General features: G+C 57.5%; 23 protein-coding genes, 1 tRNA gene and 1 pseudogene. 4 read left to right on the forward strand and 21 right to left on the reverse strand.

The window, feature by feature from the left end; all coding sequences use genetic code 11:
* Positions 1–2: 2 nt before the first annotated feature.
* The 3 genes from ABEB25_RS17175 to ABEB25_RS17185 all read right to left on the reverse strand — a co-directional run bounded on the left by ABEB25_RS17175 (position 3) and on the right by ABEB25_RS17185 (position 3,074).
* Entirely contained in the window at positions 3–923 is a 921-nt protein-coding gene (locus ABEB25_RS17175) for a carbohydrate kinase family protein (protein ID WP_345737662.1), read from the reverse strand.
* A 174-nt stretch (positions 924–1,097) separates the two neighbouring features.
* Positions 1,098–2,114: a hypothetical protein gene (locus ABEB25_RS17180; protein WP_345737663.1), complete on the reverse strand. Its 1,017-nt coding sequence runs from the start codon at positions 2,112–2,114 to the stop codon at positions 1,098–1,100.
* 111 nt (positions 2,115–2,225) lie between these two features.
* On the reverse strand, positions 2,226–3,074 hold the full coding sequence (locus tag ABEB25_RS17185; protein WP_345737664.1) for a PIG-L deacetylase family protein: 849 nt from the start codon (positions 3,072–3,074) through the stop codon (positions 2,226–2,228).
* 93 nt (positions 3,075–3,167) lie between these two features.
* On the opposite strand from ABEB25_RS17185, the gene ABEB25_RS17190 reads away from it, so the two are divergent.
* Positions 3,168–3,857 carry an RNA polymerase sigma factor gene (locus ABEB25_RS17190; protein WP_345737665.1) on the forward strand — a complete coding sequence of 230 codons (690 nt, stop codon included), beginning with the start codon at positions 3,168–3,170 and terminating at the stop codon, positions 3,855–3,857.
* Between the two features lie 7 nt (positions 3,858–3,864).
* On the opposite strand, the gene ABEB25_RS17195 is transcribed toward ABEB25_RS17190, so the two are convergent.
* The 14 genes and pseudogenes from ABEB25_RS17195 to ABEB25_RS17255 form a co-directional block, all read right to left on the reverse strand.
* A complete protein-coding gene (locus ABEB25_RS17195; RefSeq protein WP_345737666.1) occupies positions 3,865–5,055 on the reverse strand; it encodes a tetratricopeptide repeat protein in 1,191 nt (396 codons plus the stop codon).
* Between the two features lie 644 nt (positions 5,056–5,699).
* A complete protein-coding gene (locus ABEB25_RS17200) occupies positions 5,700–7,058 on the reverse strand; it encodes a hypothetical protein (protein ID WP_345737667.1) in 1,359 nt (452 codons plus the stop codon).
* Between the two features lie 62 nt (positions 7,059–7,120).
* Positions 7,121–7,774, reverse strand: coding sequence for a recombinase family protein (locus ABEB25_RS17205; protein ID WP_345737668.1), 654 nt, complete (start codon positions 7,772–7,774; stop codon positions 7,121–7,123).
* Positions 7,775–7,810: 36 nt separating this feature from the next.
* Positions 7,811–8,638 carry an abortive infection family protein gene (locus ABEB25_RS17210; RefSeq protein WP_345737669.1) on the reverse strand — a complete coding sequence of 276 codons (828 nt, stop codon included), beginning with the start codon at positions 8,636–8,638 and terminating at the stop codon, positions 7,811–7,813.
* Between the two features lie 119 nt (positions 8,639–8,757).
* The gene (locus tag ABEB25_RS17215; protein ID WP_345737670.1) at positions 8,758–9,252 is read right to left on the reverse strand and encodes a hypothetical protein; all 495 of its coding nucleotides are present in this window, start codon (positions 9,250–9,252) and stop codon (positions 8,758–8,760) included.
* Between the two features lie 155 nt (positions 9,253–9,407).
* Positions 9,408–10,286, reverse strand: coding sequence for a hypothetical protein (locus ABEB25_RS17220; RefSeq protein WP_345737671.1), 879 nt, complete (start codon positions 10,284–10,286; stop codon positions 9,408–9,410).
* 7 nt (positions 10,287–10,293) lie between these two features.
* Complete coding sequence (locus ABEB25_RS17225; RefSeq protein WP_345737672.1) at positions 10,294–10,797, reverse strand: hypothetical protein; 504 nt, start codon at positions 10,795–10,797, stop codon at positions 10,294–10,296.
* 90 nt (positions 10,798–10,887) lie between these two features.
* A pseudogene (locus ABEB25_RS24540) lies at positions 10,888–11,055 on the reverse strand (DUF4339 domain-containing protein); the annotation flags it as partial.
* A gap of 264 nt (positions 11,056–11,319) precedes the next feature.
* Positions 11,320–13,152 (reverse strand): DUF6538 domain-containing protein, encoded by a 1,833-nt coding sequence (locus ABEB25_RS17230; RefSeq protein ID WP_345737673.1) that lies wholly within the window; start codon positions 13,150–13,152, stop codon positions 11,320–11,322.
* A 94-nt stretch (positions 13,153–13,246) separates the two neighbouring features.
* A tRNA-Glu gene (locus ABEB25_RS17235) sits at positions 13,247–13,321 on the reverse strand.
* Between the two features lie 257 nt (positions 13,322–13,578).
* Complete coding sequence (ffh, locus tag ABEB25_RS17240; protein ID WP_345737674.1) at positions 13,579–14,991, reverse strand: signal recognition particle protein; 1,413 nt, start codon at positions 14,989–14,991, stop codon at positions 13,579–13,581.
* Between the two features lie 91 nt (positions 14,992–15,082).
* Positions 15,083–15,778: a histidine phosphatase family protein gene (locus ABEB25_RS17245; RefSeq protein ID WP_345737675.1), complete on the reverse strand. Its 696-nt coding sequence runs from the start codon at positions 15,776–15,778 to the stop codon at positions 15,083–15,085.
* A 50-nt stretch (positions 15,779–15,828) separates the two neighbouring features.
* Positions 15,829–18,147: a DUF1549 domain-containing protein gene (locus ABEB25_RS17250; protein WP_345737676.1), complete on the reverse strand. Its 2,319-nt coding sequence runs from the start codon at positions 18,145–18,147 to the stop codon at positions 15,829–15,831.
* A gap of 200 nt (positions 18,148–18,347) precedes the next feature.
* On the reverse strand, positions 18,348–18,782 hold the full coding sequence (locus tag ABEB25_RS17255) for an acyl-CoA thioesterase (RefSeq protein ID WP_345737677.1): 435 nt from the start codon (positions 18,780–18,782) through the stop codon (positions 18,348–18,350).
* 109 nt (positions 18,783–18,891) lie between these two features.
* Between ABEB25_RS17255 and coaD the strand changes: the two genes are divergently transcribed.
* The 3 genes from coaD to rpmF are packed head-to-tail and all read left to right on the forward strand — an operon-like array spanning position 18,892 to position 20,092.
* Complete coding sequence (coaD, locus tag ABEB25_RS17260; protein ID WP_184212873.1) at positions 18,892–19,374, forward strand: pantetheine-phosphate adenylyltransferase; 483 nt, start codon at positions 18,892–18,894, stop codon at positions 19,372–19,374.
* Positions 19,375–19,414: 40 nt separating this feature from the next.
* Complete coding sequence (locus ABEB25_RS17265; RefSeq protein WP_345737678.1) at positions 19,415–19,891, forward strand: YceD family protein; 477 nt, start codon at positions 19,415–19,417, stop codon at positions 19,889–19,891.
* 15 nt (positions 19,892–19,906) lie between these two features.
* Positions 19,907–20,092, forward strand: a complete 186-nt coding sequence (gene rpmF, locus ABEB25_RS17270) for a 50S ribosomal protein L32 (RefSeq protein ID WP_345737679.1) — start codon at positions 19,907–19,909, stop codon at positions 20,090–20,092.
* 123 nt (positions 20,093–20,215) lie between these two features.
* On the opposite strand, the gene ABEB25_RS17275 is transcribed toward rpmF, so the two are convergent.
* Genes ABEB25_RS17275 through ABEB25_RS17290 form a run of 4 tightly spaced genes read right to left on the reverse strand, consistent with a single transcriptional unit; the run spans position 20,216 to position 23,761 of the window.
* On the reverse strand, positions 20,216–20,794 hold the full coding sequence (locus ABEB25_RS17275) for a PqiC family protein (RefSeq protein ID WP_345737680.1): 579 nt from the start codon (positions 20,792–20,794) through the stop codon (positions 20,216–20,218).
* Positions 20,791–21,801 (reverse strand): MlaD family protein, encoded by a 1,011-nt coding sequence (locus ABEB25_RS17280; protein ID WP_345737681.1) that lies wholly within the window; start codon positions 21,799–21,801, stop codon positions 20,791–20,793. The genes ABEB25_RS17275 and ABEB25_RS17280 overlap by 4 nt, the downstream gene beginning before the upstream one ends.
* 13 nt (positions 21,802–21,814) lie before the next feature.
* The gene (locus tag ABEB25_RS17285) at positions 21,815–22,603 is read right to left on the reverse strand and encodes an ABC transporter ATP-binding protein (RefSeq protein ID WP_345737682.1); all 789 of its coding nucleotides are present in this window, start codon (positions 22,601–22,603) and stop codon (positions 21,815–21,817) included.
* 3 nt (positions 22,604–22,606) lie between these two features.
* Entirely contained in the window at positions 22,607–23,761 is a 1,155-nt protein-coding gene (locus ABEB25_RS17290) for an ABC transporter permease (RefSeq protein ID WP_345737683.1), read from the reverse strand.
* Positions 23,762–23,883 lie beyond the last annotated feature (122 nt).

Below are 23,883 nucleotides of genomic sequence, written 5' to 3' on the forward strand. Positions count from 1 at the left end.
CTTCAGATCTCCTTGAGAGATAGTTCGTGGCAAACCGCGCGCCCGCCCAGCCCGCAGGCGTTTTGGGCAGCCAGTCTGCTGGCGAAATCTGCACACGCTGAGGCTGTCCAGTTTTCCAGCCAGCCATGGAGAAAGGCTCCATGGTAAACATCCCCACAGCCAGTCGTATCCACTAATTGGTCAACAGAGTAGGCAGGCTGATGAAACTTGGTCCCGTCGGGCAAGGCCACCCAGCTTCCCCGGGCGCCGTCAGTGATCACCACCACCTCAGCGGGAGAGGCCATGAGCTGGCGGAGCATTTCATCCACCTCCTCGCAGTAACAAAAGCACTGCGCAAACTGCCGCGAGACAATCCGAATCTGGCTCTTCAACACCAAGTCTCTAATCGAATCTCGATATCGTCCTGCACCACCATCAAACGACACGCAAACACCCGCCGCCGAAGCGAGTTGCACAGCCTCTCGGGCAGCCGATTCGTGACGGCCGTTGAGGTGTAGCATCCTGGCACTGAGGATCAGCTCCCGTTGCCTAGAATCCAGACTCAGTTCGCCTGCACTCGAAGGCTGATAAACGATCTGACGAGCCCCATCTCTCTGCCTCACCAGGACGACAGCACGGGCCGAGGAAGCCCCAGCTAGGGAGGAGATGCCTGCGGTAGAGACATGATCTCGCTGCAATCCCTCCAGGATAAGCTGCCCGGCAGCATCATCCCCCAAGGTATCCAAAAGCGTGACCTTGCGGCCTAAGCCACCAAGTACGCAAAGAGCGGTGGCCACAGGACCACCGCCCATTTGAAGATACTGAATCGCCTGCGTAACGCTTTCCTGGTCACTGAAATCTGGCACTAGCCAGAGGTCATCCAAGGTGGCTGCACCGATTCCCACCACATCCAGCCTATCGAGGTTGAAGGTGGTGGAGATCACAGGCAGACCGAAGCGTTTCCGCGACTGGACTAAACCAGATCAGAAGCCCGCCCCACCGCTTTTGGCGATGAAGTTGAGGGCAAGCACGGCGATCGAAAGAAGGAAGACAACCCAGGCAAGAATCATAGGGGGAGAGCGAAAAAGTTACGAAGAATTAAAACACCTGAAGATCCTTTACTGCGGCAGCGCAGGAAGATGACCGCCAGAGATGAATTCATTGGTCCAGGAGCCATCTGGCAGAGGCCGTTCCCACTTCACCGGAACCGCTGGGGGCACCATGATTGGCGAATCTGCGCTGGCAGAGATGCGATCACTGCCGAACATCTGGATCACCAAAAGGACGACCGAGAACAGCAGGCAAACCACGGAAAGAGGCATCAGGCCTTCTTCCGGATCTTTTTCTTCGTAGAACTGCTGGGAGTCCGAAGCTGCAGTACGCTTCACAGGGGCACTCGGTGGAGCCGAGATGCTCGGGCGCGCCATCGGCTGCGTCTGCTGAAGCTTGACGGTAGCCTTGGGCAGAGAGCCTGTGCCAGCACCAGGGCCAGCGGCCAGCGGGGCTGTGCCAGCGGCACCTGGAGTGCGCGGAGCACTGACCGCAGGACGAGTTGGCATCGTTTTCAGAGGGGCCGTGGTGGCACCTGTCTCCATGCGGGGTGCGCCAGGAGCGACCGGCGCGGCACCTGGAGCGCCAGGGGCCATCGGAGGACGCGGTGCGCCAGGAGCGGATGGGGGAGCCCCAGGAGCCGAAGGCGGACGTGGAGCGGCCATGGGCACAGTCGCCGCAGGCGGAGCACCCAGAGGACGCGGTGCCGGAGGCATCGGCATGGAAGGCGGAGGAGCGCTAGGCGCAGGAGAAGCAACCACAGGCACAGCCGAGGTGGTTTTGCGGGAAACATCCATAGGTGCTGGAGGCAGCTTCACCGGGGCTGTGGCCGACTTCGGCGCAGGCGGTGGCAAAGGAGCGGAAGGCAACTGGATCGGCGCGGTGGAACGCTTGGGAGTGATGTCCGGCGCGGCCACACCCAGGGAGATTGGGGACACAGGAGCCGTGGCTTCACGGGGCTGTGTAGCTCCAGCACCAGGACGCGAACGCAGGGTGATGCGCACGGTTTCCTTTTTCAGGGGCACAGCCGCAGTCTTGGGTGTGCTGGGAGGTGGCGGAGTGGGCGTGTTTTCGGATTCGCTCATGGTGACGGGGGAAACGACAAATATTACAGAATTATGAATTTAGCGGGGACGCGGGTTTTGCGTCAATGTCATTTCTTCAGACAAGACGGAAAACCGCATTTAAAACCGTCATCAGACGAATTTCTTCAATCTTTGGGCCACATCCTCCTGAAGTCGGCGGACATAATTCAAAGTATATTCCTGCACATCAATCTGGTCGTCCTCCACCAGAGGCGTGAGATCCATGGCAAAGGTCAGCAGGCTGGTCTTGTCCGTGGTGTGGGAGTCAAAGTAGGTGGCATTGGCATGGCGGAGGCCTTCCTCAGCCAGGTCATAGCGCTTGCCGCCACTGATCTGGCTGTCAAAGACCCCCAGCAGCGGACGCAGAAGATGCGGGTATTTATCCACCCACAGCATGGCTTTGTCGTCGCTCAGCAGCCAGTCCAGCTTGCGCCAGACTTCACAGCCGTAAACTTTTTTGGGCCGCATCTCCACAGGGAGCGCACGGATGGCCTCCAGGCAGCGCAGAAAGGTGGCCACGTGGGTATCGTGCCGGTCGCAGGGATTGTGCACGTACAGGATTTGGGGCTGGCAGTGTTCCAGGATGAACTTCAGGTCCTCGACCACAGGGCCGTGGCGCTGCTCCTTCACTTCCTCGCTGGGGTAGCCCAACTGCGCCATGAAGCTGTATTCGCCCACAAAGGCGGCCTTGCGCTGCTCCACCAGGCGCACTTTCTGCATCTCATCGTCCGTGTAGTCCGCATAGGGGCCACGGCGTGGGCTGCCGGAGCCATCCGTCACCACCACACCGCCGAACCACTGGTCACCGCTGTGGAAACATTCGGTGATGCCATGATAAGCGGCGATTTCCAGGTCATCCTGGTGAGAAACGATGCCGAGGTGAGTCACGCGGCGCAGCGCTGTCCAGGGGTCGGTTTGATCAGGGATGAAGACGTCGTGTTTGGGGTGGCGGAAGGTCACGTCCCCTTTAAAGCGCAAACTCCCGCCGGATGCAAATACAGTCCCTCACGACAAATCTGCAACCAATCCGCACGAGCGTGGTTGATAGCGGAGATGACCGCCCTTAGCGTCGTGAGCCTGTTGCCCACCCTTGTCATGCCGGAACCGGAATGGCCCGACTCCCCTGCCCTGCCTGCCACCCGCGTGGCAGGTGACGATGCATTTTCTGATGATGAAGAAAATGTACGCCTGATGCTGCGCGTGAAGGAAGGCGACATCCAGGCCTTTGAGCGGCTCGTCGAAATGCATCAGAGCATGGTCATCGGCACCGCCTGCCGCATGCTCGGCAGCATGGAGGATGCTCACGACATCGCACAGCAGGTTTTTCTGCGGGTCTGGAAAAGCGCCCCGCGCTATGAAGCCACGGCCAAATTCACCACCTGGCTGTTTACCATTTTAAGAAATCTGGTCTTCAACGAAACCCGGCGCCGCTCCCGCCGCAAAGAAATCCCCCTAGAGCAGGAGGATGACGGGCACGCCCCGCAGCAGTTCGCCGACCATACCGCGCCGGCGGCCGACCAGATCACCCAGCAGGAAGAACTGGAGCAGGCGCTGGACAAAGCCATCGCCGCCCTACCAGAAAAGCAGCGCCTCGCCGTGGTGCTGCGCCGCCACGAAGAACTGCCTTATGAGCAGATCTGTGAGATCCTGAAAATGTCCCTTCCGGCCGTCAAAAGCCTGCTCTTCCGCGCCCGTGCCGAGTTGCGCAAGCATCTGGCTGCCTACCTGGGCGAAGAACCTTGATCCCTGATCAGGACGACTGCGAACATCCGGGGTTCAACCATGAAGAGGGCGGACTGGGATACATGTCCTGCCTAGCTTGGATCGCGGCAGATTTAAAGTATGCCTGAAAGTAAAGCTGCACCGCTGCCACGCCTGCCCAGCCCAGCGGATATTCCCAGGGCATCACCAGGCAGAGTGCAGCCAGAATCAACAGGAGTACAGTCACCATAAACCCCACACGCCTCCCCGCCGAAAACGAGCGAAGCCAATGCCGCGAAGGCCAACGAAAATCAAAAGCCGGGTGAAGCAGCATAAAATACCGCACCAGTCCTCCCAAAGGCGCTAAGCAGCCCCAGGAGAGCAGCCACCAGGGAAGAAGGAGGCCCCAACAGATGCTGAGCACCAGGGCATGAGGCCAGATGTCCGGGCGCACACGAAGCACCAAAAAAAACCTTCTCACCCGCTGCCAGGAACGCCAGGGAAAGGAAAGGCAACGATACACCAGATGGCTTCTCTCGATGGCCTCCCGCCAGTCGGCGGCAAGGTGCTTGTTCAGGGGATCTCCCGCCATCGCTCTGGACAGCCATTGCTGCGCAGCAGCGGGCTGCTCCAGGCGCAATAGCAAGCGCCCCACCCGCCACAGCAAAAAGGCCCGCTCTGGAGCATGAACCAAGGCTTTTTCTAACGCCTGAATTCTTTCAGCCATAGACTTCGCATCTTGTGGATTGCCTTCCAAGGCCACATCCTGGCTCAACCACGCCTGCGCATTGTCACCCTCCAGTTCCTGCAATCTTCGGGCATGCCGGTGCGCTTCCGCCGGGTCGCCCAGGGCACTTTTAACACTTACTGTGAGAAAATGCAGAGCACTTTTGTCGGGCTCCAAGGTCAGTCCCGTTTTCAAATGCTCCTCCGCCAACCGGAAGTCACAACACTGCATGGCCACCTGTGCCGCCAGTTCATGATGGAAGGCATGTTCAGGATCCTCCTTCAACAGGCAATCCACATGGATGCGTGCCTCACTCCCCCGCCTCAAGCGAATCAATGCCAATGCAGCAGCCCTGTGGGCCACCTCATCTGCGGGAGACTGCTCCATGCGTCGCCTGGCTACCTCCAAAAGTCTTTCCCACTGGGATGCATCGGCCAGGTGCCGCACGACCCGCAGGAAACGGTCAATCTCTGGATTGAGGTCATCGCCGGGCTGAGGGGGCATGGAGTCCATTTCTATCACAGCTACCCCATGGCTAAAACCTATTTTTACGGCCAGGAAAAGCATCCATACCTAACAAAAAGCATTTCAACAAACTCACTTGCAGGCCAGGCTCTATTCAGACAGCAAGACAGAAGTGCATTGACCGTGCTTTGTTTCCCTGGAAGCCAGTTATACTATGTGGCATCATCTGCGTTACATCAAAACGGCCCTTTGGGGTCCTTTTCACCCCTTCCCGTCCCTCACTTCCCCGGTATTGACCTGGGTGAAGTGGCGACCCCTACGAGATTTGAATTGCCATCTTGCCAAGCCTTGAAAATCAAGGGTTTGCACTTCTGTAACGCCGGGCTGTGTGACAGGGCGTTGTTACAAATTGCGTTGTAAAATCGCAGAGACAAACTCAAAATGCAGGTTTATTCATTTGAACAGTATTTTGGTTGTGTTTTTCAAACTTGCTTTCAGCCGGATTCTTAACCCATTTTAGGACCTCATATTTAATCCTTTCCATGAGCCTCAAAGAGAAAACCGTTAACTACCGTCGTTGTGTTGCCTCAGGCAGATTAATTTGAGGGAGCAAACACAATGCTGTTTTTGCTGGCGCAATACCCTCCTTGTCAACGTGGCTCCCGAAATCGCGCCGGTGAATTATGCGGGGTTCAACGTCTCCGCTGAGCCAACGCTTGCACGTTTACGAGTTCATTCAACCTATCCTGTTGCGCCAGAACTTCGCCAGCATAGCGCCAGACAGGGCTAGGGACATAAGAGCGGGAGCGCGGGCGTGAGGGCTGGAAAATGCCATTCTCCACAAGCCGAATGATGGCAGGTCGCAAGGGGCTGTTCCGAACTGTGGTCAACCGACTATGAACGCTGAGAGCTTCCAGCAAGGACTGAGCGTGAGAATAGTTGCCATGCACGGCGTGAACGATTTCACAAACGAGAGCAAGGGGGCTGCGGCACTGGCTGAAATGCACAGGGCGTTGCGGATGAACGAAATCAAGAAAGCCGTTCACTGTCTCCGCCGCATCTGTCCTCGCTGCGGAAAGCAGGGCGGTAATCTCGGTGGTGCTGCTGAATCCACGCCGGGAACGTTCCAAGGAGTGTTCGACTTCAAAGCGGACACGCCTGTTTGTCTTGGCGTAGATTCTAAGCCGTGTTCCCGCCGTCACGGAAAAGGAAAGGCCGAGTGAGTGTCCATCGGTGGCGGTTTCAAAAATCTGGCTCCTCACTTGGCCGCCGAATTGCAATGCCTCGCGTTGCAGGCTTTGGACAAGTCGGAGCGGTTCATCATGCCAGAACTCCCAATAGGTTTCCACCTGTTGCAGGCTGCCAGACAGGGCTGCCTGCGTTGCTGCCATGTCTGGAGACAAGGAGGCAGCTCTTTGAAACTCGCTGGCAATTCGGGCATGGAGGCTTGAAAGAAAACGAACGGGAGCGCTGCGGGCTTGATCGTCATTCCATCCAACGGCCCCGGACTCATCGGCTGGAAACCAGTTATCGTTCCCATCCAGGCTATGCTCTCCGTTTGTTGGCGGGCGGAAGTATTCAGAGTGGCGGAAAACGTCCTGATTCGGCCCCAAATCAAGACGGCGACGGAAACCGCGCTGCCGCATGTAGCGCGTGGCGTTCAACGTGGCCGTTGCCTCGCCATAGACGGCATTAACACCCGCCCCGTCTCGAATGCCTCTAAGATGTAGCTTCACCTGTGGGAGCATCGCGGGAATTGGGTGGCGAAATCCAGGCAATTCGATTGCACGGCTCCTGAAGCTAACGCGGTCACTTGCCCGCCCCTCCGGCCTGCCGAAAACGATTCCGAAAGCGCCAGCGGTGCGAGTTTGCCGGAGTGACATTGCAGGCACGGACAACAGTGGTGAAAACGTTTGCACCGTTGCAAGGGGTGTTTCCCCCACAATCTCCCGTAAAGCTGTCCAGCCTCTCAAGCGTGCCGTGATACGATCATGGAGAGCGTTTTCTGCTGTGACTGTGATTCCGTGGCTGTAGGCGGCTATGCTTCCCATGTCGTTTTTCCCCTGATTTGCGCCCCATCTCTACAGAGGGGGCCGGGAAAATGCCACCGGGATCAATTCGCCAGCGTTTCCAGACGCTTCAAGAGGCGGTGAACGCTGGTGGAGTGCCAGCTTTTACCCGTGGGAGTCGGGATTTTGCGAGCGTTCAGGGCATCGGCAATCCCGCGCACCGTAGTAACGCCTGCGGCTGTCATCTCATCCAGCACGGGCTTCAACATGAGGGCTGTTTCTTTGGCTTTGGCGTGGTTTTCAGCGCCCAAGATGGCCCCATGCGTGCCGAGCTTCACGCCGCGAGCCTTGGCGCTGGCAAGGGCCGCTTTCGTGCGGGAGGAAATAGCGCGGGCTTCTTCCTCTGCCACGGCGGCGAGAATGTGAACCGTGAGGCGGTTGGTAGTCGGATTGTCCACGGCGACAAAATCAGTTTTGGACTCCATCAGACCAGAGATGAAGTGAAGGTTTCGCGCCAGCCTGTCCAGCTTGGCAATCACGAGCTTGGCCTTTTGCTTTTTGCACGCCGCAAGAGCTGCCGCCAGTTGAGGGCGGTTTTTGCGTTTGCCGCTCTCTACCTCTGTGAACTCGCCAGCCAGTTCCCAGCGGCCCCCGTTCAGGTAGCTTTTCACGGCTTCGCGCTGGGCATCCAGCCCAAGGCCGCTTTTGCCCTGCTGGGCTGTCGAAACTCGATAATAGGCGATGAATTTGCCGTCCATGTTCACACATATACGGTCGTTTATGTGTGAACACAATCATGATTTTGCTTCTTTTCGGGCTTTCCATGTCTCCATGACAAACGAGGCGAGGGTGTGCGCCGCATTCACTGAAAATCGCGCATGACGGGGAGAGATTCGGTAGGCACCCTTTTCCCTTCCGTGGGCGCTCCCGGCATGGGTTCTAAAGGCGGCAATGCCTTCAACGATGCTGAAAAGGCCAGAAAGAATCCGCTTCAAATCTTGATCGTGTAGTTGATCCGGTGACAAGCCAATATGCTTGGCTGTCACGCTCCAAAGCGGTGAAAGAGTTTTGCTTGTAGGCCAAGCCAAAGACTCGTCCTCAATGTATGCTTTGCACAGAGATTCCAACAAACTGCAAGCCGCCGTCACGGCAGCGGGTGGGTCTTGATCCACGGTTTTTAGCGCTCGTTCGACCTCTATTTCGATTTCCGCGAAGTTGCCCTCTTTGATGTGCTCAATCAGTGTTTTAGAAGAGGCTCCAATTCCAGCCGTGAGAAGCTTGCCGCCCTTGGCGTATGACATGCCATTGTCTGCCAAGAACTGAATCAGGCGCGTTTTCTCTTTCGCCTTGTCTTCATCTGTGTGGAGATTACGCGTGAAGTCGCACTCCATGAATTCTTCCAAGATTTTGCCGAGAATGACTACAGCGGCTCCAGGATCACGTTCGCTTTCCTGCAAAAGCCAGCGTGTGATTTCATTCTCACAGTTGGGGTTTCCTTCTGGCGGGTTGGTCCTCGCGCCCGCCCCACAAAGAAGAGCATGGATTTCACGGTGGCTGTAATAGTAGCGTCCCAAGATGTTGCCAACCACTCGGGCCAGTGCGTGAGAAATGCCTTGCTGCATGTTCTAAAAAGGGTCGGACCTGATTCTAAACAAGGCCAAGGTATGCGGCCAAAAAGTCGGCGAGTCCTATTTTGTGTTTATTAGCCCTCGTTTTTTGGCCGGAAAATCGAAGGGGGGTGTTAGTTTTTTTTGAAAAAGCTCTCCATAGAGAAGGGCACGGGGTGATCCTCCTGATTCCGGTAGATCAAGCCGACGAATTGAAGAAACTGCGCCTTGTCCCGCAGAATGCTGTTCACGGTGCGGATGGCTGCCACCTTCGCCATGCCTTCGCTTTCCTCTGCCGCCTTCATGGCTTTGGCATAGAGCGTTTCCAGCCGTGCAAGATGATCGTTCACCATCTCTTTCTCAGCAGGCCGTTCATAGACGGTGGAGAAGTCGCCTTTGATTCGCTTGATGCTGCGGGACACCCAAGCAGGGTCTTTGCCCATCGTGCGGGCAATGTCTGCGGCACTGCTGCCCTGCATCATCAAATCCCACAAACGGCAGAGGTCCACACGGGCCTGATAGGCACGCGGAGACAGTCCACGCGGACGCTGCCCCGGACTCATTGCAGACAGGCCGCGACGTGGTGAAATCGTGCCGCCATTTGCGCCATTTTGATTATTCGCGCTCATACCCTTTTTCTTGATCGAAACGAGCCTAACAATAGGCTTGAAGCGTTGAAAAATCAACGATTCGCCGCATTGATTGAGATGATTTTTGATGATCGAAAACAGCATTGCGCGGGTTTCATTTCGTCCCGCTATGCTTCGATCAAGAAGGGCTTTTTTTACTGCTCCAAAACGTTCACCACTTGGAAGGTTGGAAGCATCTTCACGAGTCCATTTTGCAGGATGAACTTTCGCCGGCCTCGATAGATCAACGCGCCCAAATTCAGCGGATCATCTTCATGGTATCCGTCCTTTGTGAGCTGCTGATACAGCTTGTTTGGATCATCGTAGCCAGCTTCAAAGGCAACCTCGCGCACAACGGCAAACGTGAAGTGTTCGCGCACAGTCAAGACACCCCTGTAAATCAAGCTGTTCTCTGTGACTGAAACCAGGTCACAGGGGTTGCTGTCCATTCCCAAAGCGGCGGGCATCACGAGACACTGTTTCACCGCATCATCGGCAACGTCTCCGTGATAGAGCGCCGCCACGATATGAATCAGGCTCTTCACTTCAACGCCCGCAATCTCGTTGGTAATGGAACTGTTGAGCACATACGGGAAATCAGCCTTCCGAACGCTTTTGGATGGCTTGGCTTTGCTCGCTGCTTCTGCTGCGGTGCCGTTGTTTGCCACGGTGGCCGCTGGATGATTGAGCGGCAGCAAATCGCCTTCCATGATCCAGAACCGGCCCGCCTTGAGCTTTCCGCTTCCCTCCATCGCCTCCACCATCACAGCGTCCATCGGCCCGCCTCTTTGTAGCACGCGAACTTTTACATTGCTTCCGGCAGTCCAGACCTTGCCCGCGTTGTCCAGGCGCTCCAAGGCTCGCGTTCCGGCCTCGCCTCCCTTGTCTGACTCTGCTTCTATGATCTTGAGCGTTTCCGTGTCTGCATAGAGCACGGCCTCTTTGAGAATGACGCCATTGGCTTTCGGGGCAGTGCTTTCCGCCGCGTGAGAGGCTATCGAATGGAGGGCGAGAAACAGGAGCAAGCGTTTCATGGGCGGTTCACTTGGCGTTCAGAGTTTCAAGCGCTTTCAAACTCTCTGCGATGGCCTCCTTGTCCGTGCGGATCATCGGTGTTTCGGCCCCATCGCTTGCCAGATACTTGAGCCAAAGCCCTTCGATGAAAACGGCGGCTCTGTGCGAATAGGCAAAGTCTGCGGCTGCCTCCTGCTGAATCTGCTTCACGCGAGCCATCGCGCTTTCACGGAAGGCTTTCAATTCCCGCCCGGCTTTCGCCGCTCCCTCCATGTCGTTCGTGTCCTTTCGCATTGCCAGGGCAGGCCGCAAGGCTTCAAGCTGCCGATAGATGCTCAAAAGCTCTTTCCGGTATGCCTCCTTTTGAGCCTCTGACAGTCCGCCAGACGTGGCCGCTGGTGCTGTGGCGTCTTTGCCCTGCGCTGGCGTTTCTGGCTTGTCTGCGGGCCTTATGGCTGGCACTGCCGCCGTCTCCTTCTCCGGGGCTGGGCAAAGAATGGCAATGGCACCCAAGATCACAAGCAAGCTCAAGCAGCCCATGCCAGCCGCTTTCCGTGCGGGTGAAACTTCCGACTTCTTGGCAGGCTGCGAAATGCAAAGCGAAGCGAGAACGTCACCAATAGGCCGCCAGTCTTGACCACCTTCTGCAACGATTTGCACCTCTGGCCCAAGCTGGCCCGATTGTTTGAGGCGTTGAAGCTCCGAGAAAGAAATAGGCCCGATGGCTTGCCCGTTGTGAGCATAAAACCAATTCTGGCTCTCCTGTGAAAATGCGGCTGTCTGTGTCATGGCGGGAATCGTTCGGGATTCCCCCTTTGGCACGAGCGCCAAAGGTGGCCGGAGAGTTTAGAAACCGCCGTTAGACAGTCACGACGGCCTTTAAGCCGTGAGGCTCTGGACATACGCCGCCGCCTCCCGGCCATTGTGCATGGTCGTGAAGCGGCGTGTTTGCGGCACACGCCCGCCGCTAACGGTCGGGATTCTAAAGCCCCGGTTCAGGTCTCCCCGAACACTTCAATTCTTGAGCACATCCGTTTCCGAGTAAAGGCGGAATCACACTCTTTCCGGCAGCTTTGCCCGCACGGTGGCCTTGATGCGGGGGCGTGGCAGGTGAGAGAGGTTCAGCCCCTCGTATTTCACGCGTTCAAGGTGACGTGCCAGATAGGGCAGCAAGCGCCCGCCATAGGACGTTTCAGCGCTGCTCTTGTCTGTCCAGCCTCCAAGCCTCCGCAACGCATCCTGTGGAATTTCCGCCTCGCGCATTGCATCGGTGAACGTGTGCCGGAGAGAGTGGAAGCACTGGCTGCGACCCTGTTTCACGCCCACATCCCACAAGTAGCGATTGAAGCGCTTCGAGTAGTTGTGAGAGCGGTTTCCATACGTCTTGCCGCGTGTGGCATCCGGGAAAAGCTCTGTGGCCTCTGATTGCCTGACAGACTCCACATAGCGAAGGAATCCCAGGCGCTCCAGTTCCGGGTGAATAGGAATGGTGCGAACGCTCTGTTTTGTCTTCAATGACTGCTCTTCACCTTCACGAATCCGAATGCACTTCACGCCGTCTGCTTCCGTGATGTCAGAGGGCAGAAGTTGCAAGATTTCCTCCATGCGCATTCCCTCAAAGAGAGCAATCAAAGGCGACCAATACTCATGCGGGCGCAAAGGATGGTTCACCGTGAAAGCCGCGTCTGGCTGGTTGGCAAATCGTTGATAAACCTCGCCTGCAAAGATGCGGTTCAATTCGTCTGCGGAAAATGACTTTTCCCCTTCGGTCTTTGCTTCGCCTTCCAGGGCGAGGCCATCCGCTGGGCTTTGCGCAAGAAGCAGTTCCTTCACGGCAAACCTGAACAGGCCGGAAATCATCGTCATGCGCTTGTTGAAAGTAGCCCTCGCCATCGGCTCCTTGCCTTCACGTTTCGCCTGCGCCACGGATTCCCGCAACGTCTTTCCAGGGTAGAGCGTGCCAGCGTGCGCGGGAAGCTGCATGTAAAGCTCCTGAATCTCCCGCATCTGCTCGCGAGTGATGGCCGCTATCGGCGTTTCTGTCCCCAACATTTCGCGGAGCACGCCACACACCAGGGCAAATTCGTCCCGTGTCTTTGGCTTCAAATCGTTGCGCTTTGGGTCTTTGCTGAATCGTTCAATCAGGGAATCCAGCGAGACGGAAGAAGCGGCTTTTGCGGCATCCTTGACCATCGGCGCAAGCCTCAAAGCCAGGTGCTCCATAGCGGGAGGCTGGCCCGTGCGGAGAAATGCGACTGCGAGCCTTCGCACGGCAAGAGTGCCCTCTAAAATCAGGCTCCCGAACTCCGCGTAGGCATCCCATGCCGAATGCGAGCGGCGAAGTGTCATGTAGCCGCCTGCATCTTCGATGATCTGCCGCCGTAGTGCTGCCAAGCGTTGTTCTTGGAACACTTCGCCGGAAATCAGGGCTTCAATCTCCGTTTCCAGCTTCTCCGCCTCCTGCTGGCGTTCTGTGCCATTCATCAGCGCGGGGCGCTTTTGGTATTTGTCCAGCCATGCTTGCCACTCGCCAGCAAACCAGCGGTGCGCCAGCGTCACCAGTTCAGCGCGTGAGAACTGCTCTACGGGCCGCCGCTTCAAACTGTCCTTTGCGCCCGGATTCTCGCGCTGGCTTTCGGTGAAAACGTTTTCATCGCCTGCCGCCTTCTTTCGCTGCTTCGCTTCTTCAAGCAGGCGCTCTGATTCCATCCATAGGCCGTGGTGCGCCTTCCGCGCATCCGGCAGCTTGTCTGTCTTGAGGGAAATCACGAACTCACGCCGGTTCCCAAAGTTTACGAAGTCCCGCAAGTCCTTTGGAATGGGACGGCGGAAATACCAGACGCCATTTTCAGGGCGCTTTTGGAGATACATTTTCGAGGGCTTCATTTTGCCCTATCGTTACAGCGCGTCGTTACATTCGGGAAGCGCTAAGCCTTGAGCATCAAGGCTTCCGTTGATTCTCAAGCCTTTGGCTTGAGAGTGGCGACCCCTACGAGAATCGAACTCGTGTCGCATCCGTGAAAGGGATGTGTCCTAACCGCTAGACGAAGGGGTCATGCTCAGTTTGAGCGGGCCGATATAATGCGCGGGCCGATCATCGGCGCAAGTGGTTTTTGTCGTTTTTTGGAAATCTTTTTTGGCGGTGTCGGATAAACCCGAGAAGACCTCGACAGCAGGCCATCATCCACAGCTTGATTGCTTGGATGCAAAGGAATCCGTTCGCCGCTCATGTCCGGGCATAGGCATCCCCTTTCGTGGTTCATCACGATCTGATGTTTTAAAGGATCCGGCTTGGGACCGGAAGGTGCGAGACTAACCGCCCAGGCGGAAGCCTTTGCCAAACTTGCTCTTCGGCAGCTTGCCACCAGGCATCATGCCTTTCGGCATCTGAGGCATGCCGCCAGGGCCGCCACCGCCAAAGAGACCACTGGCCATCTGGGCCATGGCGCTCTTGTTCTTCATCAGGCCTCGCATCATCTCGAACTGCTTGAGGAGCTGATTGATCTCCACCACGGGCCGGCCACAGCCTTTGGCGATGCGCTTGCGGCGGCTGCCATTGATGATGTCGGGCTTGGAACGTTCCTTGGGCGTCATGGAAAGGATGATCGCCTCCACATGCTTCATGCGCTTGTCATCCACACCGGGCATGCCCTTCAGCTTGTTCATGCCTGGAATCATGCCGAGCAGGCCCTCAAGAGGCCCCAGCTTTTTCATGAAGCGGAGCTGGCCGAGGAAGTCATTGAAGTCGAATTTGTTCTCCTCCAGACGACGCATCATTTTCATGGCGTCCTTTTCGTCAATCTCCTGCGCGGCCTTCTCCACCAAGGAGACGACATCGCCCATGCCGAGAATGCGCTGGGCCATGCGGTCCGGGTGGAAGACTTCGAGCTGATCCACCTTTTCACCGACACCGATGAACTTGACCGGGCATCCCGTGACCTGGCGCATGGAAAGCAGCGCACCGCCACGGGCATCGCCGTCCAGCTTGGTCATGATGAGGCCGGTGATGGTCACCGTCTCATGGAATTTTGAGGCGACAGCGACTGCCTGCTGCCCCGTAGCCGCATCGGCCACCAGCAGAGTTTCATTCGGCTGCACCAGGTCACGAACCTTTTTGAGCTCGCTCAGCAAAGCATCATCCACTTCTTGGCGACCCGCAGTATCGAAAATGGCAACACCACTGCCCTGCTGATCCAGCCAGGCCAAAGCGGCACGGGTGGCGCGAACGACATCCGTCTCACCAGCGGCTGGCACGCAAACAGGCACGCCGAGCTGCTGGCCGAGAACCTGGAGCTGGGTCACCGCAGCCGGACGGTAAAGGTCGAGGGCGATGAGCAACGGGCGTTTGCCCTGCTTTTTCAACCAATTGGCCAATTTGGCGGAGGTGGTGGTCTTCCCTGCCCCGTTCAAACCGACCATCAGGATGCGCTGCGGTGGACCCAGATCCAGTTCGGACGCTCCACCGCCGAGGATTTTCTCCAACTCGTCGTGGAAGATTTTAACGATCTGCTGCCCAGGCGTCACGGTCTTGAGCACCTCTTCCCCCAGAGCCCGCGTTTTGACGGCCTCAACCAGGTCCTTGGTGACCTTGAAATCCACATCCGCTTCCAGCAAGGCGAGACGGATCTCCCGCATCGCATCGGAGACGTTGGATTCGCTGATCTTGCCCAGACCGCGCAGCTTGCGGAAGGCATCTTCGAGTTTGTCAGTGAGGGCAGAAAACATGGAAAGAGAAGCTTTATTCATCGGTGCTTCTGGCCTGCGTCGCAAGCAGGGATTCCAGGACAGCCGCAGGCTATCCATGCCTGCCTGTGGCTTACGATGCCAATGGCGGGCAAAAGTTCAGCAGCTCGATCTCGACCGCGTGTTTCTTTTCAGGCTGCACCTCGACGATGCTAAGACTGCCGTACTCAATGTTAAAATGGGCCATGTATTTCAAGGGCTGTTCCATCAACAGGGCCAGGATGACCCGGATGATGCCGCCATGACAAAAGATGGCCACCCGACGATGTGGGTTTTCCTGAAGGATTTTGAGCAGCGCTGGCTGCACACGCTGGGCCAAAGCTGCGGCTGTTTCGCCGTTCGGGATGCCCGGATTCTCAATGATCTCCAGCCAATCAAAGGCGCTCACACCAAAATGCTCCTGGATGCCGTCCCAGCGGTACCCCGTCCAGTCGCCAAAATCCACCTCGCGCAGATCCGGCACAAGGATGGGCTGCAGCCCTTTGGCAGCGGCCAGAGGGGCCAGCGTCTGCTGCACGCGGACCATCGGGCTGGCGTAAAGGGCATCCAAGGGAGTATCCGCCAGCCAGCGAGCCACGGCGGCCCCATGCTGCTGCCCGAGGGATGAAAGCTCCATGTCAATGCGGCTGCCACCAAAGACTTGGTGGTAACGCTCCTCCACCTCGCCATGACGGATGAGATAGAGCTGGGTAGGATGGTTGGGCAGGTGCGATTTCAAAGCGCCGTTTCCATCGTCCAAAGCCAGGAAACGATCAAGGTTCCAGGGCATAAAAAAAGCGGCGACTCGTGAGAGCCGCCGCTATGATTTGAAATCAAACGTTACTGAATGAAGTAAAACTGGCGGGTATTCAGCGCGGCCCAAAGGGCATCGCCTTTGCCGACGGAACCCTTGCCTTCCACCACAGGTTTCAGCAGTTCCTGCTCTTCAGCGGTCGCCTTGCGGCTGAAAAGGGAGAGGTAAACGGTATCGATGGTCTGCTCGGTGGTTTCGGCACGACGCAGGGCGCGGGAAATCATCGTATAAGGATTCAACAGTTGAGTGAATGTTTTGCCATTCAGCAGCATGAGAGCCTGGCCGACGCTGGCTTCGTCATTGCTGTTTTCGACCAGCTCACGATCGCTCTGACCGAACTCGCGCAGGAAGTGGCCGTTCGGAGCCGGGCTGCGCAGATCCGCCGCACGGACCATGAAAGTATCCCGGTAGTTTTCCCAGGCTTTGAGGGAGGTCAGCTCTTTCTTATCGTCCACTTTCAGGGCTTCAGCATCCCGTTTCAGGCGCTGCTGCTGCTGGGCAGTCAGGCGGGCGCGCTGCTGCTTCGCCATGATGGCGAGGGCTTCATCCACGCCCAGGTCCTGGCCTTCCTTGCTGCGAATGACGCTGGTGATTTCCTTGGCGAACTCCACATCATCCACCTGCTCCTTGAGCTTTCCTTCACGAGCAAGCTGGGCGAACTTTTTGAAGCCCATCGAGTAGATGATCTCCTCAGCGGCTTCATCAATGGCGCGACGCTGATTGGCCACCACTTTTTTGGCGGCGCGGATGGCATCTTCATCCTTGTTTTTGTTCGCTTCGGTGAGCTGTTCCTGGGCCTTGCGCACATCGGTGGCGAGCTGCTTTTGCACGGCCACGACCTTGGCTGCACCTTCAGCGAGTTCTTTGGAGGTCAGGGCATTCAGGGCTCGATCCAGCCACTCCACGCGGCGGATGGTGGATTCACGCTCGATGCTGGCGGCCATGCTCGGCGTATCCGGGGAAGGCTTGTAAAGAGCCACCATGCTGTCCCAAATCTGCTCAGCACTCATGCGGCGGAGGACGGGGCCTGGGAAGTGGTACACTTCGCCAAGCTCCACGTCTTTGGCATAGGCGGCACGCTGGTAAGTGCTGCTGTTGTAAATGATGCGCAGATAGGCCTTCATGTCGTAGTTCACCTGCTTCATGGTCTCCTCAAGGAAGGTCATGAGCTGCGGATTGCTCGGCACGGTGGAGTCCGTGATTTCATCCACAGGCTCGATGACACCCACGCCCATCACCTTTTTCCAGAGACGGTTGGCGATGACGAGGGTGAAGCGGGGATTGTCCTTCGAGGCTACCCAAGAAGCATAAGCCTGGATGGGTTTTTGGCCTTCTTTGACGATGTTGCCGTCTTTGGAAAAGGCCGCCGGAATCATCGGCTCCACCACGCTCTTGGGCTTGGCATCTGTGTATTGATAGTCGTGAGGCAGGCGCAGGGGCTTTTTATCCGTCTCATCCAGCACGGTGTTGTAGCGCAGCGGGCGCAAAATCTCGTTCATGGCACGGCCAACATCTTTGCGGGCCAGCCCGGTCGCTTCGCCCATCATCATGGAGTCCATGGATTTATCGCCCTTGCCTGCCTTTTTGCCCTTGGCACTGCGGCCATAAAAGGCCTGGGCGAGAAGCGGATTCGACAGCCCGTTGCTGCCGGTCATGCCATTGCTGTGCGCGGCCATCTGGTAGTAGTCCATCTGGGTCCACTTATCGAAGGGGTGGTTGTGGCACTGGGCACACACCATGCTGGTGCCCAGGAAGACCTGGGTGGTGACAGCCATGTTATCCAGCGGCATGTTGTAATCGCGGATGTAAAAGCCCACGGCGCCGTTTTCATAGGTCTTGCCTTTGGCCGTCAGCATCTCCTGCACCATCTGGTCGTAGGGCTTGTTGGCCTTGAGGGAATCGCGGACCCAGTTGGAATAGGCGGCGCCGGCAGGCTGGCTATTACCCTGGGTAAGCTGGGATTTCACCCGCAGCAGATCGCTCCAGTAATTGGCGAAGTTCTGCACATAGCCATCGGAGGCCAGGAGATCATCAATGAGCTTGGCGCGTTTGTCCGCCGCAGGGTCGGCCAGGAAGTCCGTCGTTTCCTTGAGGGTCGGGATGCGGCCCGCGATGTCCAGGTAGATGCGGCGCACGAAAATCTCATCGGAGACTGGAGCGGTGGGCTGAATCTTTTCCTTTTCCAGCTTGGCCGAGACGAACTGGTCAATCTGCTTGGCTTTGGCCTGAATGTCGGTCAGGGACATTTCCTTGGCCTGCACCAGCCCCGCCAGCGCACAGGCCATGGCAGCCAGCGCCGTGGGTAAACGGTAGCCCGGAGTTTTCTGAGTGGAGATGGGTTTCATGGGAGTCTTTTTAAAACATGACGTGCAGTGCGGGGTGGCACGCTGCGATCCTGGGGGGCAGGACAGGGGCGGAAACGAGCCCCTGAGAGGCATCTTTCACGCCGTTTGAACGAAATAATTCGATTTCGAACCGGCAAGAGCCTTTCTGTTCTCCAGGGCAGAGCTTCCCGGAAGCCCCATTGAACTGCCGCGCTGAGGCCCTATTTGGCCTTTTTCAGAAACAGATGGGCATATTTTTCCATCCAGTCTTCCGGGAGGCGCATCGGCTTGCCTTGCGGCATCTGGACAAGGGCGAGCGATTGACGGCAGGTGATGAGCACCGTCTCCTCTCCCGCCCGGCGGATCTCGAAGGCGACCCAAAAGCGCACGCGCTCCACACTTTCCAGACGGCCTGAGATGACAAGCTCATCCCCTAGCGTGGCCGGTTTGCGATAGTCAATCTCCGTGCGGACCACGACGGGGTAAACCTGGGTCTGCGCCATGTCCCGCAGTTTCATGCCCAGCTTGGCCGCTAGGCGCGTGCGCGCGGTCTCGATCATCCGCAGGTAGGCGATGTTATGCACCACACCACCAATGTCGGTGTCAAAAAACATGACTTCCTCACGGGTCTCGATGGTGGTGCTGTCGTCGTTCATGGTGGTTTGGGGCGGTGTTCTGTGTTAAAGGAGGCCGGAGGATTTGCAACTTTCCTGAGCAATCGCTTTTCTCCGAGGGTCTGAACGAGTAACCAGTCTGCTGTCTCCTATGCGCCGCGCCATCTACCCTGGAAGTTTTGATCCCATCACCAACGGCCACCTGGACGTGTTGCAACGCGCGGCCGGGCTGTTTGACGAACTGATCGTCGCCGTGGCCCAGGACAATGCCAAGCAGAGCCTCTTCACCGTGGAAGAGCGGGTGGAATTGCTGATCGGCGCCACCGAACACATCCCAAACCTGAAAGTGATGCCGTTTCAGGGGCTGCTGGTGGATTTTGCCAAACAGCAAGGTGCGGTGGCCCTGGTACGCGGGCTGCGGGCCGTGAGTGACTTTGAGTTTGAATTCCAGCTCGCCCTGATGAACCGGAAACTGGAGCCCAACCTGGAAACCATGTTTCTGATGCCCCGCGAAGAGCTGACCTATATCAGCAGCCGGCTGGTGAAAGAGATCTCCCGGCTGGGTGGCAACGTAAATCAATTTGTCCCCCCCCACGTCGTCGCGGCCTTGAAAGCCCGGCAAATGAAGAGCTGAAGGCCGCTGGGCCCGTCTTCCCATCCCCCCTTTAACCGTTATGAATCCCTTCCAATTCGACATCCGCAACCTGCCCATTGATGGCAAACAGGTGACGGGCAGCCTGCCTGCCAGCTTTTTCCAGCTCCCTGAAAACGATCTGGTCAAAGCCGAGACACCGGTGGTCTATGACCTCACTTTTATCCATGATGACAAGGACATCATCGTCACTGGCAGCCTGGATGCCACTTTCAGTCTGGAGTGTGGGCGCTGCCTGGAGCGTTTCCAGCAGCGGGTGCACCTGGCCGAATACCAGGCCGAGGTGCCAATTGAAAAGGAAACAACGATGGACTTGACAGACCTCGTGAGAGAAGACATTCTGCTCACCCTTCCGAACTTCCCGCGCTGTGAAGACGGCAACGTTGATCCGCGCGACTGTCCTGCTGAGGGCAACTTCGATCCAACTGATGAACCTCTGGTGAACGAAGAGCCTGGTGCTGACGGCGGAGTCTGGAATGCCCTCGATCAATTGAAATAGCGACCCCTTCCGAACATGGCCAATCCAAAACGCAGACAATCCAAGAGCCGTCAACGCCTCCGTCAGGGAGCTAAACGCTGGCGCGCCCCCGTCCTCAAGACCTGCCCAGAGTGCGGCACGTCCGTTCCTGGCCATGTGGCCTGCCCTTCCTGCGGCTACTACAAAGGCCGCCAGGTGCTGAACATCACCGCTGGCGAGTAATCGCAGCGACTGAGAGAGGCTCATCTTTCCAACCCCGCCTGGGAAACCGGGCGGGGTTGAGTTTTTGCGTATCCAGAACCTTGGTTTAAAAGGTCATCTTCTGCCGCTTGAATGAGGTGTGGCTTATCGCACCGAACGGGCGATGTCGCGGGAGAGACGGGCCAGGGCCTCATTCATGGCTGCAATGCGGCCAGAGACGGGCGGCACGGTCAGCTCAATGGGCACTACCGTGCGGAAACTGCGAAAATCCGTGTCGCCACCTTTCACGGGCTGCACTTTCCAGGTACATTCCAGGACCATGGCACCCGCAGGGGATGGATCAAACTGGGCGATCCGCAGTTCCACCAAAGAGGTGTACTCCAAGGTTACAAAATCCTCGACCGGCAAGATCCCGGTGGAGCGGGTGAGGCGGCTGAGATTGGCCGCCACCACGCGGGCGATGGCGGGACTCAAAGGCTCTGACCAAAGATTGTTGTCCTGAACAAGCACGGCCCCATTGCCATCGCGGGCAACGAGTTGCTGCCGGTCCAAATAAGCGGGCAAAGCCGGGCGCGCTACCGCAAGCGAAGGCCGTGAAGAAGTTCCGGCGGCGTACGGTACGGCAGGGTCCAGCAGGTGGCGGGAGGCCGGATCTTTGACGGGCTTGAACGTACTGCAGGAGAACAAAAGAGCGGGCAGGCAGAGCAGTAGGGCGTGTTTCATTCCTTGTTTTCCTTGCCCATCAAGAGGGCGTTGGGGTTGCGTTTCAAATCATTGGCCAGCTCCGTGATGGCGCGGGCTGCACGCTCAGTTTCCTGGAGAACGGCCTGGAGGCGCATGAGCACGGGCCCCCGGGGATTGGTGACCTTGGTGATTTCATCCCCGGCTTCTTCGATTCTGGCCAGGCTTTCGGCGGCCTTGTCCGCCACCTTTGAGAAATCCTCAAGAAGCGGATCTACGCCCTGATTAACTTTAGCACTCAGGTCCCGGAACTGCACGAGTGCTTCATTGAGATTGTCCACAGCCAGGGACAGTTTTTTGTCGCCAGTGAAGTTTTTCACATCTTCGGTGATGACCAGAAGGCTGTCGCTGATGGCCTTGGTGTTCAAGTCTGCGAGCTGTTTATCGGCCGATTTTAAGACATCCCGCAGGTCCTTGACGATGCCATCCAGATCCAGCGCATTAATCTTTTTGAGGCCATCCGCCACACCAGCGATCAGCTCATCAATCTCCGTTGCGATCGTCGGCACTGTGGGGTAATTGGCAATCGTTGGGCCATTGTAGAGAAATCCGGGCGTGTCAGGAACGATGTCGAATTCGATGTAAAGCAGGCCGGTGAGGAGGCTCTGCTGCTTCATACCAGCCCGCAGGCCTCGCTCGACCGCACGCGCAACCCCTTCGCGTCTGGAGAAATCAATGGCCACGCCCGTGGTGGTGCCGATGGCCTTCAGGTCCTTCTCGCCCAGCTCGACCACCACGGGGATGATCTTGCGGTTCTTTTCTGTGTCCACCATCACATTGATCGAGGAGACACGACCGATGCGCACACCGCCGAACCGCACATCCGAGCCGACCATGAGGCCGATGGCGCTCTTGTCGAAATGGAGGAGGATTTTGTGTGAACGCTCGAAATATTTGCCGGCGCCAAACAGCACGATGGCAGCCCCGGTCAGGATAAGACCAACCAGGGTGAAAGCGCCGATGAGAGTGGGATTGGCTTTTTGGCTCATGAAAAACTTCTAGTTAGGCTTCCTTCTGGACAGCGACTTCGGCCCCGCGATTCAAAAACCGTCTGACATTGTCATTCTCAGAATGGTCACGCAGGTGGGAGGGATTCCCCACCGCCCCCAGCGTGCGGGTTTCAGTATCGAGGAAAACACTGTTGTTGGCGATGGCAAAAATGCTGGCGAGTTCGTGAGTGACGATGACGACGGTGGAACCGAGGCTGTCGCGCAGACGCAAAATGAGATCGTCCAGACGGCGCGAGCTGAGGGGGTCCAGACCAGCCCCGGGCTCGTCCAAAAACAGAATGTCGGGGTCCAGCGCCATCGCCCGGGCGATGCCGGCCCGTTTGTTCATGCCGCCGCTGACCTGGCTGGGGTAGTAGTCTTCATAGCCGGAGAGCCCTACCAGCGCCAGCTTGTAAGACACCAGCTCCTGCACGGCCTTGGGCGACATCTGGGTGAACTCCCCCAGCGGCAGCGCGATGTTTTCAGCCAAAGTCAGGGAAGACCACAAGGCCCCAGACTGATACATCACCCCGAATCGGCGGATGAACTTTTCCCGTGCTTCGGGCTCGGCCTGGGTGAAGTTTTCCTCCCCATAATAGACGTTGCCTTTGGCGGGCTCCCGCAGGCCGATGAGATGGCGCAGCAGGGTGCTTTTGCCACAGCCGCTGCCGCCCATGATGACAAAGATGTCCCGCTCCTGGATGTCAAACGTCAGGTCCTTCATCACAACAAAGGAACCATAAGCCATCGTCAGATCCTGGATGGAGATCTTGGCCTTAGGTTCTGCAGAAGGGGCGCTCATGGATCAGATTTCCAGCAGGGTAAAGATGGCGGCAAAGGCGGAGTCCAGCACGATGATGGCGGTGATGGAGATGACGACGGCGCGGGTGGTGGCCTGGCCCACCGCTGCCGAAGAATTGCCCGCATTCATGCCCTGCATGCAGCCACTGATGGCAATAGCAGCAGCGAAAAAGAAGCTTTTCAAGACCCCCAGGGAAGCCGTGGTGAGATTGATGGCCAGGAGGGTTTCATTCCAATAGAGCACCGGGGGGATGCCCACCACCGCGCCCACCAGCATGCCACCCAGGATGCCGATGATGTTCGCATATACCGTCAGCACTGGCATCATTAACAAAAGGGCCAGCAGGCGAGGCAGCACCAGGAAGTCAAAGGGGTTCAGACCAAAAGTGCGCAGGGCATCGATCTCCTCATTGGCCTTCATGCTGCCGAGATGGGCCGCAAAGGCCGCGCCGGTACGCCCGCTCATGATGATGCCCGTCATCACCACCCCCATCTCACGAACCATGGCGATGCCCACCAGATCTGCGACGAAGATGTTCGCGCCGAAATTAGTGAGCTGCACATTGCCCACGAAAGCGAGGATGAGGCCGATCAGAAAGCTGATGAGAGAAACAATCGGGAGGGCCTCAATGCCACATTCCTGCACCGTCATCCAAAGATCGCTGCGGCGGAAGCGGGCCTTGCCTGTCAAAAGACGCCCGATAGACAGAATGGACTCACCGACAAACTCGGCCATGCCACGGATCCCGGCCCAGACTCCCAGCGTGACCTTGCCCAGGGCTTTGAGCTCTGAAGGCGGTGCACTGCGAGTTTTGGCCTCACTCCGCTCGGGCACGGCCAGCGCGAGCTCCATCAGGCCCCGGAGGTTTTCTGGCAGGCCTTCAAGTGAAGGTTTTTTGGGCTCTTCTCCTTGGGTTTCCCCGGCGGTGTCTGCTATGCCCAATTCGCGATATTGTGCGAGAAGAAAAGCAGGCAAGGTGGAATCAAACTCTCCCAGGCCACTGGTTTCAAAACGGTCCGGCCAATGCGCGGGGGCGGTTCCCTCCACCTTGACTTCAGGGCTGTCCCGGTTCCAAGAACCCGCCAGGACCAAGGTCACAGCCGCACCCTCCTGTGTCCAGGAAGCAGCGGGGGGAGTGACATCGGCACGTTGGCTCACTGTGGCACCATCCGCCAGATCAGGGGCAGAAACAAGAAAAAGTTTAGGAGAAGCGCAATGCAGACTCGGCTGGCTTTCCCTCCCCTGCCCTCTTGCCTTTTTAACCGCCGTCCCTCATCCTG

Source organism: Prosthecobacter algae, assembly GCF_039542385.1.
GTDB classification, from domain to species: Bacteria; Verrucomicrobiota; Verrucomicrobiia; order Verrucomicrobiales; family Verrucomicrobiaceae; genus Prosthecobacter; species Prosthecobacter algae.

Excerpts from the sequence above, each read along its gene's own strand:
- ABEB25_RS17180 (WP_345737663.1), bottom strand. The coding sequence starts at position 2,114 with ATGAGCGAATCCGAAAACACGCCCACTCCGCCACCTCCCAGCACACCC.
- ABEB25_RS17190 (WP_345737665.1), top strand. The coding sequence starts at position 3,168 with ATGACCGCCCTTAGCGTCGTGAGCCTGTTGCCCACCCTTGTCATGCCG.
- ABEB25_RS17195 (WP_345737666.1), bottom strand. The coding sequence starts at position 5,055 with ATGGACTCCATGCCCCCTCAGCCCGGCGATGACCTCAATCCAGAGATT.
- ABEB25_RS17200 (WP_345737667.1), bottom strand. The coding sequence starts at position 7,058 with ATGGGAAGCATAGCCGCCTACAGCCACGGAATCACAGTCACAGCAGAA.
- ABEB25_RS17205 (WP_345737668.1), bottom strand. The coding sequence starts at position 7,774 with ATGGACGGCAAATTCATCGCCTATTATCGAGTTTCGACAGCCCAGCAG.
- ABEB25_RS17210 (WP_345737669.1), bottom strand. The coding sequence starts at position 8,638 with ATGCAGCAAGGCATTTCTCACGCACTGGCCCGAGTGGTTGGCAACATC.
- ABEB25_RS17215 (WP_345737670.1), bottom strand. The coding sequence starts at position 9,252 with ATGAGCGCGAATAATCAAAATGGCGCAAATGGCGGCACGATTTCACCA.
- ABEB25_RS17220 (WP_345737671.1), bottom strand. The coding sequence starts at position 10,286 with ATGAAACGCTTGCTCCTGTTTCTCGCCCTCCATTCGATAGCCTCTCAC.
- ABEB25_RS17230 (WP_345737673.1), bottom strand. The coding sequence starts at position 13,152 with ATGAAGCCCTCGAAAATGTATCTCCAAAAGCGCCCTGAAAATGGCGTC.
- ffh (WP_345737674.1), bottom strand. The coding sequence starts at position 14,991 with ATGTTTTCTGCCCTCACTGACAAACTCGAAGATGCCTTCCGCAAGCTG.
- ABEB25_RS17245 (WP_345737675.1), bottom strand. The coding sequence starts at position 15,778 with ATGCCCTGGAACCTTGATCGTTTCCTGGCTTTGGACGATGGAAACGGC.
- ABEB25_RS17250 (WP_345737676.1), bottom strand. The coding sequence starts at position 18,147 with ATGAAACCCATCTCCACTCAGAAAACTCCGGGCTACCGTTTACCCACG.
- ABEB25_RS17255 (WP_345737677.1), bottom strand. The coding sequence starts at position 18,782 with ATGAACGACGACAGCACCACCATCGAGACCCGTGAGGAAGTCATGTTT.
- coaD (WP_184212873.1), top strand. The coding sequence starts at position 18,892 with ATGCGCCGCGCCATCTACCCTGGAAGTTTTGATCCCATCACCAACGGC.
- ABEB25_RS17265 (WP_345737678.1), top strand. The coding sequence starts at position 19,415 with ATGAATCCCTTCCAATTCGACATCCGCAACCTGCCCATTGATGGCAAA.
- rpmF (WP_345737679.1), top strand. The coding sequence starts at position 19,907 with ATGGCCAATCCAAAACGCAGACAATCCAAGAGCCGTCAACGCCTCCGT.
- ABEB25_RS17275 (WP_345737680.1), bottom strand. The coding sequence starts at position 20,794 with ATGAAACACGCCCTACTGCTCTGCCTGCCCGCTCTTTTGTTCTCCTGC.
- ABEB25_RS17280 (WP_345737681.1), bottom strand. The coding sequence starts at position 21,801 with ATGAGCCAAAAAGCCAATCCCACTCTCATCGGCGCTTTCACCCTGGTT.
- ABEB25_RS17285 (WP_345737682.1), bottom strand. The coding sequence starts at position 22,603 with ATGAGCGCCCCTTCTGCAGAACCTAAGGCCAAGATCTCCATCCAGGAT.